Source organism: Micromonospora sp. M71_S20, from assembly GCF_003664255.1.
GTDB lineage: Bacteria > Actinomycetota > Actinomycetes > Mycobacteriales > Micromonosporaceae > Micromonospora.
On sequence record NZ_RCCV01000004.1, the window covers coordinates 794282 to 809026 of the forward strand.

The 14745-nt window shown below is 75.5% G+C and carries 13 protein-coding genes; 10 read left to right on the plus strand and 3 right to left on the minus strand.

Annotation, left to right across the window (positions count from 1 at the left end; translation table 11 throughout):
• The first annotated feature begins 34 nt into the window (after nt 1-34).
• From DER29_RS32260 to DER29_RS32270, 3 genes are all read left to right on the plus strand, one after another.
• Entirely contained in the window at nt 35-802 is a 768-nt protein-coding gene (locus DER29_RS32260) for an SDR family oxidoreductase (RefSeq protein ID WP_233600295.1), read from the plus strand.
• Between the two features lie 103 nt (nt 803-905).
• Nucleotides 906-1517: a TetR/AcrR family transcriptional regulator gene (locus DER29_RS32265; protein ID WP_121401380.1), complete on the plus strand. Its 612-nt coding sequence runs from the start codon at nt 906-908 to the stop codon at nt 1515-1517.
• Nucleotides 1518-1614: 97 nt separating this feature from the next.
• On the plus strand, nt 1615-4338 hold the full coding sequence (locus DER29_RS32270) for a LuxR family transcriptional regulator (protein ID WP_233600296.1): 2724 nt from the start codon (nt 1615-1617) through the stop codon (nt 4336-4338).
• A gap of 138 nt (nt 4339-4476) precedes the next feature.
• On the opposite strand, the gene DER29_RS32275 is transcribed toward DER29_RS32270, so the two are convergent.
• From DER29_RS32275 to DER29_RS32285, 3 genes are read right to left on the minus strand one after another with little or no spacing between them, the layout of a single operon-like run.
• Nucleotides 4477-5550 (minus strand): alcohol dehydrogenase catalytic domain-containing protein, encoded by a 1074-nt coding sequence (locus DER29_RS32275; protein ID WP_121401382.1) that lies wholly within the window; start codon nt 5548-5550, stop codon nt 4477-4479.
• Complete coding sequence (locus tag DER29_RS32280) at nt 5547-6965, minus strand: aldehyde dehydrogenase family protein (RefSeq protein ID WP_121401383.1); 1419 nt, start codon at nt 6963-6965, stop codon at nt 5547-5549. Before DER29_RS32280 ends, DER29_RS32275 begins: the two co-directional genes overlap by 4 nt.
• A 48-nt stretch (nt 6966-7013) precedes the next feature.
• Nucleotides 7014-7679 (minus strand): TetR/AcrR family transcriptional regulator, encoded by a 666-nt coding sequence (locus DER29_RS32285; protein ID WP_121401384.1) that lies wholly within the window; start codon nt 7677-7679, stop codon nt 7014-7016.
• Between the two features lie 90 nt (nt 7680-7769).
• Here DER29_RS32285 and DER29_RS32290 point away from each other — a divergent pair, with 90 nt between their 5' ends.
• The 7 genes from DER29_RS32290 (at nt 7770) to DER29_RS32320 (ending at nt 14639) form a co-directional block, all read left to right on the plus strand.
• Nucleotides 7770-8918 (plus strand): acyl-CoA dehydrogenase family protein, encoded by a 1149-nt coding sequence (locus DER29_RS32290; RefSeq protein WP_121401385.1) that lies wholly within the window; start codon nt 7770-7772, stop codon nt 8916-8918.
• A 15-nt stretch (nt 8919-8933) separates the two neighbouring features.
• Nucleotides 8934-9692 (plus strand): 3-oxoacyl-ACP reductase FabG, encoded by a 759-nt coding sequence (gene fabG, locus DER29_RS32295; RefSeq protein ID WP_121401386.1) that lies wholly within the window; start codon nt 8934-8936, stop codon nt 9690-9692.
• A gap of 34 nt (nt 9693-9726) precedes the next feature.
• On the plus strand, nt 9727-10899 hold the full coding sequence (locus tag DER29_RS32300; protein WP_121401387.1) for an acyl-CoA dehydrogenase family protein: 1173 nt from the start codon (nt 9727-9729) through the stop codon (nt 10897-10899).
• Complete coding sequence (locus tag DER29_RS32305) at nt 10896-11363, plus strand: MaoC family dehydratase (RefSeq protein WP_121401388.1); 468 nt, start codon at nt 10896-10898, stop codon at nt 11361-11363. The genes DER29_RS32300 and DER29_RS32305 overlap by 4 nt, the downstream gene beginning before the upstream one ends.
• 179 nt (nt 11364-11542) lie before the next feature.
• Nucleotides 11543-12355, plus strand: a complete 813-nt coding sequence (locus DER29_RS32310) for a SigB/SigF/SigG family RNA polymerase sigma factor (RefSeq protein WP_121401389.1) — start codon at nt 11543-11545, stop codon at nt 12353-12355.
• Between the two features lie 376 nt (nt 12356-12731).
• Nucleotides 12732-13871: a M20/M25/M40 family metallo-hydrolase gene (locus tag DER29_RS32315; protein WP_233600297.1), complete on the plus strand. Its 1140-nt coding sequence runs from the start codon at nt 12732-12734 to the stop codon at nt 13869-13871.
• A 153-nt stretch (nt 13872-14024) separates the two neighbouring features.
• A complete protein-coding gene (locus tag DER29_RS32320; RefSeq protein WP_370040916.1) occupies nt 14025-14639 on the plus strand; it encodes a nitroreductase family protein in 615 nt (204 codons plus the stop codon).
• The last annotated feature ends 106 nt before the right edge of the window (nt 14640-14745 follow it).

The following is a 14745-nucleotide window of genomic DNA, read 5'->3' on the forward strand; positions in this document are numbered from 1 at the left end:
GACGAGTGCCGATCGCCCTCCTACTATCTGCATCGTGAATGCAGATTCGGGGCGACTCGCGGGCCGGGTCGCCCTCGTCACGGGCGCCAGTCGCGGCATCGGCCTGGCCGTCGCCCGCCGGCTCGTGGCCGAGGGCGCCCGCGTCGGACTGACCGCGCGGCATCCGGAGGCCCTGGCCGAGGCGGTCGCGGCCCTGGGTGGGCCCGCCCACGCGGTGGCCGTCGCCGGCCGGGCCGACGACGCGGGGCACCGACGGGCGGCGGTCGACGCCGTGACCGAGGCGTTCGGGCCGGTCGACGTGCTGGTGAACAACGTCGGCATCAACCCGGCGTACGGACCGCTGGTCGAGCTGGACCTGGCGGCGGCCCGCAAGATCCTCGACGTCAACCTGGTCGGCACGCTCGGCTGGGTGCAGCAGGTCGCCGCGGGGATGGACGAGCGCGGCGGCTGCGTCGTCAACGTCTCCTCGATCGCCGGCCGCACCCCGTCGCCCGGCATCGCCTTCTATGGAGTGAGCAAGGCCGCCGTCGACCACCTCACCGCGTGCCTGGCCGTCGAACTCGCCCCGAAGGTCCGGGTCAACGCGGTCGCGCCCGCCGTGGTGAAGACCCGCTTCGCGGCGGCGCTGCACGAGGGCCGGGAGGAGGAGGTCACCCGGGCGTACCCGCTGGGGCGCCTCGGGCTGCCGCGCGACGTGGCCGGCGCGGTCGCCTTCCTCGCCTCCGACGACGCGGCCTGGATCACCGGGCAGACCCTCGTCCTCGACGGTGGGGTCAGCCTCGCCGGCCGGCCCGCCGGATGACCGCGCCGGGCCCGGGCCGGGGCCGGACGGTCGCCGGGTCGCCCGCGGCTAGACTCGGCGCGGCGGTACGGGCGACGTGACGGCGATGAGGAGGCGGGCGCGGATGGGCGGTGCCGAGGCGCCGGTCCGGGTCGACGGCCGGACCGCCCGGGCCGAACGCACCCGGGCGGCGATCGTCGAGGCGCACCTGGCGCTCATCTCCGAGGGCGACCTGCGCCCGACCGGCGAGCGCATCGCCGAGCGGGCGGGCATCTCGCTGCGGACGCTCTGGACCAACTTCAAGGACATGGAGACGCTGTTCGAGGCCAGCGGCGCGGAGCTGCTCCGGCAGCAGGACGCCGCCCACCGGCCGATCTCGCCGGCGCTGCCGCTGGCCCGGCGGGTCGACGCGTACTGCCGGCAGCGGGCCCGGCTGCTCCAGCTCATCGCCCCGTCGGCCCGCGCCGCCCAGATGCGCGAGCCGGTCTCCGGGCAGCTGCGCCGCAACCGCCTCAAGCACATCGCGCGGGTGCGCGACGAGGTCGAGCAGCTCTTCGCCGCCGAGCTGGAGCAGGCCGGCCCGGACCGGGACCAAGTGGTGCACGCCCTGGTGGCCGCGAGCATGTGGCCGGCCTGGTCGATGCTGCGCGACGGGCTGGGGCTGGGGGTGGACCAGGCCCGCGCGGTGATGACCCGGACGGTCGCCGCCCTGCTGGCCGACGTCGGCCCGCGCTGACGCGCGCCGTGGGAAGGCGGCGTCGCCGGTCTTTCCATCGGGCTACCGATAGGTAACACTCGATTGCATGGTTACTGCATCGTCAGTGCAATTAGCCGTGTTGCGCGGCCGGGCCGACGAGTGCGCCGCGATCCGGCGCCTGCTGGGTGACCTGCCCACCGGCGGGGGAGCGCTGCTGGTCCAGGGCGAGCCCGGATCCGGCCGGAGCGCGCTCGTCGACTACGCCCACCGGCACGCCGGGGGCTGCACCGTCCTTGCCGGCACCGGGCTGCCCGAGGAGGCGGCCCTGCCGTACGCGGGGCTGCAACGGTTGCTGGACCCGGTGCTCGACCGGGCCGGCGCGCTCCCCGAACAACAGCGGCGGGTGCTGCTGCGGGCGCTGGCCGGCGCGGGCTGCCCCGCCCACCGGCGCCTGGCGCTCTCCCTGGCCGTGCTCGGCCTGCTCGCCGCCGCCGCGCGGGACCGTCCGCTGCTGTGCACGATGGACGACGTGGACCGGGGCGACCAGCCCACCGCGGACGCGCTGGCGTTCGTCGCCCGCCGGCTGCGCCGGTCGTCGGTGGCCGTCCTGCTCACCACGGCCGCGGACGTCCCCCTCGGCGGGATAGCCCGGCACCGGCTCCGCCCGCTCGACGACCGGGACAGCGCCGCACTGCTCGCTGACCGGCTGGCCGGCCGGCCGCCCGCGCCGCCCGTGGCCGCCGCGCTCGCCGCGGCGGCCGGGGGCAACCCGCAGGCCCTCGTCGACCTGGCCGAGGTGCTCACCCCGGGCCAGTGCCGCGGGGAGGAACCGGTGCCCGGGACGCCCCCGCCCGACGGCAGGCTGGGCCGCGCCTACCGGGCCCGCCTGGACCGGCTGCCGGCCGACACCCGCCGCGTCCTGCTGCTCGCCGCGCTCGACGAGGACGGGGAGCCGGCCACCCTGGTCCGGGCCGCCCGGGCCGCCGACGCGACGGTCGAGGCGCTCGCGCCGGCCGAACTCGCCGGCCTGGTCCGCGTCGAGCCGCGACGGGTGACCTTCCCGCAGCCCCTCGTCCGGACCGTGGTCCGGGCTGCCGCGCCGCTGGCCGAGCGGCGCGCGGCGCACCTGCTGCTCGCCGGCGTGCTCGACGGGGCCGGGCACCGGCTGCGCCGGGCGGGGCACCTCGCCGCCGCCGCCCAGGGGCCCGACCCGGCCCTGGCCGCCGAGCTGGAGCAGGCCGCGATCGAGTGCGAGGGCGCGGGAACGGCGGCCTCGGCCGCGCTGCAACGGGCCGCCGAACTCACCGACGACCCGGCACGCGCCGCCGCCCGGCTGGTGGCCGCCGCCCGGTACGCCTGGTCGGCCGGCCGGACGCACCGGGCCCGACTGCTGCTGGGGAACCTGCCCGCCGCCTTGGGCGCCACCGAGGCGGGCCGCGCCGGGCTGCTGCGCGGCGAGCTGGAGCTGCGCGCCGGCCGGCCCCGGTCCGCGCCCGCCACGCTGCTGGCCGCGGCGGACGCGCTGGCCGGCACCGATCGCGCGCTGGCCCTCGGCGCGCTGGTGCGGGCGGGCGAGGCCGCCTGCTTCACCGGCGACCAGTACCGCTACGCCGACGTCGCCCGGCGGGCGCGGCTGTTGCGCCGCCCCGACGACCCGCCCGCGACCGAACTGCTGAGCGCCTACGTCGCCGGGACCGCAGCGACCCTGCGCGGCGACCACGAGCAGGCCGGGCCCGCCCTGCGCCGGGCGGTCGTCCTCGGTGGGCAGCTGACCGGGCCGGCGCTGACCCCCGGGGCCCTGACCTGCGCGGCGGCGGCCGGGCTGCTGGTGGCCGTGGACGGCGCGGCGCACCGGCTCGCCGAGCGCGCCGTCGAGCTGGCCCGCGAGCGCGGCGAGCTGTCCGCCCTGCCCCGCGCCCTGGAGCTACGGGCGGCCGCCGAGTACTGGCTGGGCCGGCACGAGGCCGCGACGGACAGCTCCCGGGAGGGGCTGCGGACCGCCCGGGACACCGGCCAGGAGAACTGGGCCGGCGTACACCTGGGCATGCTGGCGGTACTGGCCGCCATCCGGGCCGACCGCGAGACCGCCCTGCGCCGGATCCGCGAGATCGGCGAGGACCCGGGCGCGCACAGCCGGCCCCGCGCCCTCGCGCAGTGGGCCCTGGCGGTGCTCGACCTGGTCGACAACCGGCCGGCCGCCGCCGCCGCGCGACTGGCCGCGCTGGCCTCCCCCGGCACGGGCCGGGGCCAGGTGCTGGTCCTGGTGATGGCCACCCCGTACCTGGTGGAGGCCGCCGCCGCCGTCGCGGACCGGCCGGCGGCCGGCGCCGCCCTCGCCGTCTTCGACAGGTGGGCCAGCAGTACGGCGAGCCCGTCGCGCCGGGCCCTCTCCGCGCGCTGCCACGGGCTGCTCGCGCCCCGGGGCAGCGCCGAGGCGGAGCGGGAGTTCCGCACCGCCCTGCGGCTGCACCCGACCGACGCCGGCGCGTTCGAGCGCGCCCGCACCGAGCTGCTCCTGGGCCGGGAACTGCGCCGCAGCCGCCGTCCCCGCGCGGCGCGCGAGCACCTGCACGCCGCCCGGGAGGCGTTCACCCTGCTCGGGGCGGCCACCTGGGCGGAACAGGCCACCACGGAGCTGCGGGCGGCCGGGGAGTCGGTCGGCCCGCCGGAGGAGTCGGCTGCGCGGCTGCTGACCGGCCAGCAGTTGCGGATCGCGCAGCTGGTCGCCGAGGGCGCCACCAACCGGGAGATCGCCGCCCGGATGTTCCTCTCCACCCGTACGGTCGACCATCACCTCCGCAACATCTTCCACCGCCTCAACATCCGCTCCCGCACGGAACTGGCCCGCGCCCTCTCCTGACCCCGCTGCCCTCCACCCCGCCCCCGACCGGCGCCGATCATGCAGTCGTGGTGCCCCGCGAAAGCCGCGAAGTGGCACTGACCGCCCACCACAAGTCCATGATCGACGCCGGTGGGGGCGGGGAGGGGGAGCGGGGGGTCAGGGGAGGATCACGGTGCGGGCGCCCTCGCCGCGGGACATGCGGGCGAAGGCCTCGGGGGCGCCGTCGAGGGTGGTCCGGTCGGTGATCAGGTAGCCGAGGTCGAGGGTGCCGTCGAGCACGGACCGGGCGAGCTCGGGCACGTCCCGGTCCGGGTCGGAGGAGCCGTAGACCGAGGAACGCAGGGTCCGGGCCGAGTGGAAGATGTCCAGCGCGCCCAGCCCGACGATGTCGTCCTTGGCCCCCATGCCGACGACGGTCACCTGTCCACCCCGGCGGGTCGCCCGCCAGGCGGTGCGGATCGTGGCGCTGCGCCCGACGCACTCCAGCGCGTGGTCGACCCCCCGGCCCCCGGTCCGCTGCCGGACCGCCCGGCTGAGCGACTCGTCGGCGAGCAGGAAGTCGGTGGCGCCGGCCGCGGTGGCCAACGCCGCCTTGGTCGGGGAGACGTCGACGGCGAGCACCGGGTCGGCGCCGGCGGCGCGCGCGGCGGCGACCACCGACAGCCCCACCCCGCCGAGGCCGATCACGGCCACCGACTCGCCGGGGGCCACTCCCGCCGTGCGGCGGACCGCGCCGACGCCGGTGAGCACGGCGCAGCCCAGCAGCGCCGCCGCCTCGAACGGCAGCTCCGACGGGACTTCGATGACGGCGTCCTGCGGCACCACCACCTCCTCCGCGAGGGCGCCGAGGCCGAGCGTGACGTGCAGCGCCTCGCCGGCCGGCGTACGTCCACGGGGGGCCGAGGGCGACCCGGTGCGCTCGCACAGCCACGGTTCGTCCCGCCCGCAGTACCAGCAGCCGCGGCACGGCGGGGCCCAGTTCAGCACCACGTGCGCGCCGGGCGCGACCCGCGTGACGGCGTCGCCGACCTCGACCACCACCCCGGCCGCCTCGTGCCCGAGCACCAGCGGGTACGGCGGTGCGAGCGTCCCGTCGACCATGGACAGGTCGGAGTGGCAGACGCCGGCCGCCCGGACGCTGACCCGTACCTCGTGCGGGCGGGGGGCGGGCAGCTCGATCTCCTCCACCAGCAGCGGGGCGTCGACGGCCCGTACGACCAGCGCCCTCATCGCTGGATGGCCTTGACCTGGAGGAACTCCTCGAGCCCGTGCCGGCCCAGCTCCCGGCCGAGGCCGGACTGCTTGTAGCCGCCGAACGGGGCGAGCGGGTTGAACGGGGCGCCGTTGACGTCGACGGCGCCGGTGCGCATCCGCCGGGCCACCCGCAGCGCCCGTTCCCCGTCGACCGACCAGACCGCGCCGGCCAGCCCGTACCGGGAGTTGTTGGCGACGGCCACCGCCTCGTCCTCGTCGGCGAACGGGATGACCGCGAGCACCGGGCCGAAGACCTCCTCCTGGGCCAGGGCGCTGTCGGGGTCGACGTCGGCGATCACCGTCGGGGCGACGAAGTATCCCCGTTCGGGCAGCGGGGCGTCCGGTCCGCCGACGACGAGCCGCCCCCCGTCGGCCAGCCCCCGCGCGACGTGGCCGAGGACCCGTTCGCGCTGCGCCGCGGAGACCAGCGGGCCGAGCCGGGTGGCCGGGTCGAACGGGTCGCCGAGCCGGTAGCCCGCCGCTGCCCTGGCGGCCAGGTCGAGGGCCTCGTCGTAGCGGTCGCGGTGCACCAGCAGGCGGGTCCACGCGGTGCAGGTCTGGCCGGAGTTGAGGAAGGCGTTGCCGACCCCCACCTTCACGGCCGTGGCCAGGTCGGCGTCGTCGAGGACGATGTTGGCCGACTTGCCGCCGAGTTCCAGGGCGACCCGGGCGATCCGGTCGGCGGCGAGGTGGGAGATCCGCCGGCCGGTGGCCGTCGAGCCGGTGAAGGAGACCATGTCGACGTCCGGGTGCGCGGCGATGGCCTCGCCGACCACCGGGCCGGTGCCGGTGACCAGGTTGACCACCCCGGGCGGGAAGCCGGCCTCGTGGATCGCGTCGAAGAGCAGGTACGCCGTCAGCGGGGTCAGCTCGCTCGGCTTGAGCACCACCGTGCAGCCGGCGGCCAGGGCCGGGGCCAGTTTCGCGACGACCTGGTGCAGCGGGTAGTTCCACGGGGTGATCGCCCCGACCACGCCGATCGGTTCCCGGACCACCAGCGAGTTGCCGACGGTCTCGTCGGCCGGAGGGTGGGCGGCCAGCTCGACGTAGCTGTGCAGGACGGTCAGCGGCAGGCCGGCCTGGACCCGGGTGGCGACCTTCAGCGGGGTGCCGAGTTCCAGGGCGACGGTGCGGGCGATCTCGTCGGCCCGGGCGGAGAGCGCGGCGTGCAGCCGGTCCAGGCGGGCGGCCCGCTCGGCGGGCGGGGCGTCGGCCCAGCCGGGGAAGGCGGCCCGGGCCGCCGCGACGGCGCGGTCGACGTCGGCCGCCGTGCCGGCCGGCACGGTCGCGACGACCTCCTCGGTCGCCGGGTTCCGCACCGCGACGGTCTCCCCGGAGCCGGCGGCGAGCCACTGTCCGTCGAGGTAGAAGTCGGTCCGTGCGAGATCCATCGTGCCCCTCACGTACGTCGGCCAAAACTAGCAGCGCAAGTTTTGACTCTAGTACGCGTCGTCGGCCGGCGGGAGGGGTGGCAGCGGCCCGATGTGCTCCTCGTAGGTGCGCGACAGCCCGTGGATGAGCGCGTCGAGGCCCAGCGCGAATGCACCCTCGTCCACCCGCTGCTGGTGCTCGGCCAGCCGGTGGGCCTGGGTCAGGTGCGGGTACTGCTCCGCGTACAGCCCGGGGTCCTCGACGAAGCCCCGCGCGAACGAGCCCAGCGCCGAGCCGGCTACGAAGTAGCGCATGAGCGCGCCGATGTGCGTCGCCCGGGCCGGCGGCCAGCCGGCGGCGACCAGTCCACCGTAGACCGCGTCGGCCATGGCCAGCGCCGCGGGCCGGCGCCCCGGCCCCCGGGCCAGGTACGGCACGATGTTCGGGTGCGCGGCCAGCGCCGCGCGGTAGGAGTGCCCCCACCGGCGCAGCGCCTCCCGCCAGTCGACGCTGCCGAAGAACGACACGTCCACCTGGCCGGTGACGCTGTCGGCCACCGCGTCGAGGATCTCGTCCTTGGTGGCGAAGTGGTTGTAGAGCGAGGGCCCGCGTACCCCGAGTTCGGCGGCGAGCCGGCGGGTGGAGAAGCCCTCCAGCCCTTCGGCGTCGATCAGCGCGGCGGCGGTCTCGACGATCCGCTGCCGGCTGAGCAGCGCCTGCCGCGGCCGGGGCATCCGGTCCTCCTTCGCTCGGGGTGGTCCGTCGCAGACTCTGCCACAACCGGGTCTGGACGGAATTAAACTTGCACCGCTAGTTTAAGCCTCATGGATCTGGAACTGTCCGCCGAGCAGGCGGCGGTCCGCCGGCTCGCCGCGGACTTCGTCGACCGTGAGGTGACGCCGCACGCGGCCACCTGGGACCGCCGCGAGTCCGTGGACCCCGACATCGTCGGCAAACTCGGCGACCTCGGCTTCCTCGGGCTCACCATCGGCGAGGACGACGGGGGTTCGGGCGGCGACCACCTCTCCTACTGCCTCGTGCTGGAGGAGCTCGGCCGGGGCGACTCCGCGGTGCGCGGCATCGTCTCGGTCTCCCTCGGGCTGGTCGCCAAGTCCGTCGCCGCGCACGGGACCCCGGCCCAGCGGGAGCAGTGGCTGCCCCGGCTCTGCTCCGGCGCCGCCCTCGGCTGCTTCGCGCTGACCGAGCCGGACAGCGGCTCCGACGCGGCCGCGCTGACCACCCGGGCGGTCCGCGACGGCACCGACTGGCTGATCACCGGCGCGAAGATGTTCATCACCAACGGCACCACGGCCGACGTCGCGCTGGTCTTCGCCCGCACCGGCGGCCCGGGACACCGGGGCATCAGCGCCTTCCTGGTGCCCACCGACGCCCCGGGCCTGACCCGGCGGGAGATCCACGGCAAGCTGGGCCTGCGCGGGCAGGCCACCGGGGAGCTGCGCTTCGACGGCGTACGGGTGCCGGAGTCGGCCCTCCTCGGCGAGGAGGGCGCCGGCTTCCGGCTCGCCCTCGCCACCCTGGCCAAGGGCCGGATGTCCGTGGCCGCCGGCTGCGTCGGCATCGCCCAGGGCTGCCTGGACGCGGCCGTCGGCTACGCCGGTCAGCGCACCCAGTTCGGCAAGCCCATCGCCGGGCACCAGCTCGTGCAGCAGCTGCTCGCGGCCATCGCCGTCGACACCGACGCCGCGCGGCTGCTGGTGTGGCGGGTGGCGGACCTGATCGACCGGGGCCAGCCGTTCGCCACCGAGGCGTCGATGGCCAAGCTCTTCGCCAGCGAGGCCGCCGTCCGCGCGGCCAACAACGCGGTCCAGGTCTTCGGCGGGTACGGCTACATCGACGAGTACCCCGTCGGCAAGTACCTGCGCGACGCCCGCGTCGCCACCCTCTACGAGGGCACCAGCCAGATCCAGCAGCTGCTCATCGGACGTGCGCTCACCGGCGTCAACGCCTTCTAGAGCCAGGGAGAAACCGTGACCAGATTCGCCGACCGGGTCGCCGTCGTCACCGGCGCCGCGCAGGGCATCGGCGCGGCCACCGCGCACCGGCTGGCCGCCGAGGGCGCGGCGGTCGCCGTGGTCGACCTCGACGCCGGGCGCAGCCGGGCCGTCGCCGACGAGATCGCCGCCGCCGGCGGCCGGGCCGTCGGCATCGGCTGCGACGTGACCGACGCCGAGGCGGTCGCCGCCATGACCGAGCAGGTCATCCAGGCGTACGGCGGGCTGCACGTGCTCGTCAACAACGCCGGGATCACCCGCGACAACCTGCTGTTCAGGATGCCGCTGCCCGAGTGGGAGGCGGTGCTGAGGACCAACCTGACGAGCATGTTCCTCTGCTGCCAGGCGGCGCAGCAGCACATGGTGGCCGCCCGCTACGGCCGGATCGTCAACCTCAGCAGCCGCTCCGCGCTGGGCAACCGGGGCCAGGTCAACTACGCAGCGGCCAAGGCCGGCGTGCAGGGGCTGACCGCCACCCTGGCCGTCGAGCTGGGTCCGTTCAACGTCACCGTCAACGCGGTCGCCCCCGGCTACGTGGCCACCGCGATGACCGCCGCCACCGCCGAGCGGGTCGGCAGCAGCCCCGAGGAGCACCAGCGGGCGGTCGCCGAGCACACCCCGCTGCGCCGGGTCGCCCAGCCGGCCGAGATCGCCTCGGTCATCGCCTTCCTGGCCAGCGACGACGCCTCGTACGTCAGCGGTCAGACCCTGTACGTCAACGGCGGCGCGCGCTGAGCCGCGCGCACCACCGCACCGACCCGGAGGGGACATGGACTTCGCGCTCTCGGACACCGAACGGGCCATCCGCGACACGGCCCGCGACTTCATCACCAGGGAGGTCATGCCGCTGGAGCCGGAGCTGCTGCGGCGCGAACGCGCCCACCGGCCCGGCCTGGAGCCCGACGAGCTGCGCGAGTTGCAGCTCAAGGCGCGGGCGTTCGGCTTCTGGGGGCTGGCCACCCCCGAGGAGTACGGCGGCATGGACCTGCCCGCCGTCACCCAGTCGCTGATCTGGACCGAGCTCGGCCGCTCGTACGTGCCGTTCCGCTTCGGCGGCGAGGCCGACAACATCCTGTTCCGGGCCAACGACGCGCAGAAGCGGGAGTTCCTGATCCCGACGATCGAGGGGGAGCGGCGCAGCTGCTTCGCGATCACCGAGCCGGGCGCGGGGTCCGACGCGGCCAACATCAGGCTCAGCGCCCGCCGCGACGGCGGCGACTGGGTGCTCAACGGCGAGAAGACCTTCATCACCGGCGGCAACGAGGCCGACTTCGCCATCGTCATCGCGGTCACCGACCGGGAGAAGGGGGCCCGCAACGGCGGCGCCACGGCCTTCCTGGTGGACCGGGCGATGGGCTGGCGCTCGGAGTTCATCCAGACCATGGGTGAGGGTGGCCCGGCCGCGCTGGTCTTCGACGACGTACGGGTGCCGGAGCGCAACATCCTCGGCGAGCCCGGCCAGGGCTTCACCCTCGCGATGGAGTGGATCGGCAAGGGGCGCTACACCATCCCCTCGCACGCCGTCGGCATCGCCGAGCGGGCGCTGCGCATGGCGATCGACCACGCCACCACCCGGCAGACGTTCGGCCGGCCCATCGGCGACAACCAGGCGATCCAGTGGATGATCGCCGACTCCGAGACCGAGCTGGAGGCGGCCCGCTGGCTCATCCTGCGGGCGGCCTGGACGGTCGACCAGGGCATGGACCCGCGGCACGCCTCCTCGATGGCGAAGCTCTACGGCGCCGGCATGGTCAACCGGGTGGTCGACCGGGTGTTGCAGATCCACGGCGGCATGGGCTACACCCGCGAACTGCCCGTCGAGCGGTGGTACCGGCAGGTCCGGCTCTACCGGATCTTCGAGGGCACCGACGAGATGCAGCGGCTCATCATCGCGCGGGACCTGCTGCGCGGCTACACCCGACTGGGAGGGCACCTGGCATGAGGACCTTCGACTCCGTCGACGAGCTGGCCGCGGCGGTGGGGGAGACCCTCGGCCCGGGGCCGTGGCAGCGGATCGAGCAGGGGCGCGTCGACCTGTTCGCCGACGCCACCGACGACCACCAGTGGATCCACCTCGACCCGGAGCGGGCCGCCGCCGGCCCGTACGGCGGCACGATCGCGCACGGCTTCCTGACCCTGTCCCTGCTGCCGGCGCTGGTGGGCCGGCTCTACCGGGTGCGGGGCGTGCGGATGGGGGTCAACTACGGGCTGAACCGGGTGCGGTTCCCCGCCCCGGTGCGGGTCGGCACGGCGGTCCGGGCCGTCGCCACCATCGCCGAGGTGTCCCCGGTGGCCGGCGGGGTGCAGCTGGTCACCGCCGCGACCGTGGAGTGCGACGCCGGCGGCAAGCCGGTCTGCGTCGCCGAGACGGTGAGTCGGCTCTACGTGGGGCCGCCGGCCTCCTGAGTGCCGGCGGCACCGGCCGCGCGTGGCGGGAGCCACACCCTTCGCGCCTCATTTGGGAGCTCCTGCCGCTTTTGTCCATCGGCCGTTCGGTTGATATGGCGCCGGCCGTTGGTCTAGGGTGGTGACACTGCGCTCGCCGGTTCCCGGCGTCGCCGCATCTGTGGGACAGGAAGGGCAGCATGATCACCACGACGACCGCGCCGAGCACCACCACCGACGCCGCCACCACGGTCTCCGGTGACGAGACCCGCGCGAGCGAGCTGACCGCCGCCCTCGCCGCCCTGCCGGAGGGGCACCCCGACCGGCCGGCGCTGCGGGCGCGGGTGATCGAGGCGTGGCTGCCGCTGGCCAACCACCTCGCCTTCCGCTACAGCGGGCGCGGCGAGCCCAACGGGGACCTGGCCCAGACCGCGGCCCTCGGGCTGATCAAGGCCGTGGACCGGTTCGACGCCTCCCGGGGCGTGGACTTCGCCGGCTTCGCCATCCCGACGATCCTCGGTGAGATCAAGCGTCACTTCCGCGACCGCACCTGGAACATCCGCGTGCCGCGCCGCCTCCAGGAGCTGCGGCTGCGCATCTCCGAGGCCAACGGCACCCTCACCCAGACGCTCAACCGCGCGCCGACGGTCGCCGACATCGCCGCCCACCTCGGCGTCACCGAGGAAGAGGTCCTGGAGGGGCTCGAAGGCGCCCGCGCCTACAACGCGGTCTCCCTGTCCACCCCCATCGGCGACGGCGACAGCGCCACCGAGCTGGGCGACACCCTGGGCGCCGAGGACAGCGAGTACGAGCTGGCGGAGCTGCGGGTCGCCCTCGGCCCGGCCCTCGCCACCCTCGACGAGCGGGAGCAGAAGATCCTCACTCTCCGCTTCTACGGCAACCTCACCCAGAGCGAGATCGCCACGCAGGTCGGCGTCTCCCAGATGCACGTCTCCCGACTGCTCGCCCGCGCGCTGGGGAAGCTGCGCGGCCAGCTCGAAGGCAGCCGCTGACGACATCCCCATGGCGCGGCGGCACCGTCGCCGTCCCGCCTGGGCGTACCGTCCTCGTCCGCCCCGCCGTACCCGGCGGGGCGGACGATTTCGTTTCCGACTTCCCGGATCGTCGCCGCCGATGGCCGGCGCGGTGTCGCGGTCCTCGGCCCCGGCAGGTTCCCGACCTGGCCGCCGCCAGCCGGCGCCCCGACGCAGGACCGAAGGCGATCGGCCGGTCCGCCCTGTCTTCCAGGGTGTCGTGTTGGGCGCCGCACCACCGCATCCGTGCGGTCTCGGCATCGTGCCCTGTGGTCGCCGGGGGCGGCGGTGCCACCATCAGACCATGGTGGATGTCGATGTATTTCGGCGTGGTGCGCGGGCCCGGGCGGCGGTGATGACGGCGCGTCTGCGCCGGCTGGTGACCTGCGAGTCGCCGCCGGAACCGGGTCCGGAACTCACCGCCTGCGCCGAGCTGCTCCAGGCGTGGGGCGACGCCGCGCTGGGCCGGCGGGGGCGTCGGGTGGTCCTCGACGGACTGCCGCACCTGCTCTGGGCGGCCCCCGACCAGCGCGTGCTGCTGCTCGGGCACTACGACACGGTCTGGCCGGCGGGAACCATCCGGGAATGGCCCTTCACGGTCACCGGAAGCACCGCCACGGGGCCCGGGGTCTGCGACATGAAGGCCGGAATCGTCCAGATGCTGACCGCGCTGGAGCTGCTGCCGGACACCTCGCGGGTGGGGTTGCTGCTCACCTGCGACGAGGAGAGCGGATCCGGCACCTCCCGACCGCTCATCGAGGAGCAGGCCCGCCGCTCCGGGGCGGTGCTGGTCGGCGAGCCGAGCACCGAGGGCGGCGATCTGAAGGTCGCCCGCAAGGGCGGCTCGGTCTACCGGATCGCGGTGCGGGGCCGGGCGGCACACGCCGGCGTCGAGCCGCACCGGGGCGTCAACGCCGGGGTGGAGCTCGCGCACCACGTCCTCGCGGTGCAGTCCTTCGCCGCTGGGGAGACGAGTGTGACCCCGACGGTCCTCTCCGCCGGCACGATGACGAATGTCGTCCCCGAGTCCGCGGTCCTCTGCGTCGACGTGCGGGCCTGGACCCGCGAGGAGTTGCACCGGGTGGACCGACTCGTCCGCGAGCTGACCCCCCGGCTGCCCGACGCGCGGCTGACGGTCGGCGGCGGGATCAACCGGTACCCGCTGCCGGCCTCCGTGTCGGCATCGCTGTTGCGCGTCGCGCAGTCGGTGGGGGCGGAGCTCGGGCTGCCTGCCGTGCGCGGCGTCGCCGCCCCGGGCGCCTCCGACGCCAACTTCACCGGCGCGCTCGGCGTGCCCACCCTGGACGGGCTGGGCGGGGTGGGGGGCCTGCCGCACGCCCGCGGCGAGTACGTGGACGTCGCGAGGATGCCGGAGCGCACCGCGCTGCTGGCCGCCATGGTGGCCCGGCTTCTCGCCGCGCCCGGCCCGGACCAGGCAGCCGAGGGACCGCTCGGCGCCGTACCCGCCGCCCAGGGCTCGCCGGCGGACGGGTGAGCGCCCCGCTCGCGTGGCGTCCGCCGCTCGGCGGTCGAAGTCCGCACGGTTTCGTAAACGCGCCCCGCGCCGCTGGGCGATGCTGGATCCGTCGATCGCCCCGGGGAGGCGCTCATGGCTCGTACGACCGGTGACCTCGCATCCGACTCGCCGATGGCGGCGGGGGACATGGTGCGTCGCGCGCGTACCTTCGCCGACCGGATGGCCGCCAGACGTTCCATCCGACACTTCTCGCCCGAGCCGGTGCCGATGGAGGTGATCGAGGAGGCGATCCGCGCGGCGGCGACCGCGCCGAGCGGCGCAAACCTGCAACCGTGGCGGTTCGTCGTGGTCACCGACGCCGCCCGGAAGCGCCGGCTGCGGGAGGCCGCGGAGGCCGAGGAACGTGAGTTCTACGCCCGGCGCGCGTCGGCGCAGTGGCTGGAGGCGATCGCCCCGATCGGTACGGACTGGCACAAGCCCTTCCTGGAGGTGGCGCCGGTCGTGATCGTGGTGTTCGAGGTGCACCAGGGCCCGCGGTCCCCGAAGCCCTATTACGTCAAGGAATCCGTGGGCATCGCGGTCGGCGTGCTGATCACTGCGCTGCACCACGCCGGCCTGGCCACCCTGACCCACACGCCGAGCCCGATGCGCTTCCTCAACGAGGTGTGCGAACGGCCGCCGGAGGAGCGTGCGTACCTGGTCATGCCGGTCGGGTATCCGGCGCCCGACGCCACGGTGCCGGACCTGGTCCGAAAGCCGCTGCCGGAGGTTCTGATCCGGCGGTGACGCTCCGTCCGCGGCTGCCGGTCGTGCCCGGCCTCGCCCGGAACTGCGCAGCTCCGTGCATTCGACGGGTCGCCGGCCGCCGGGACACGCGGATCAGGCCGGGCGA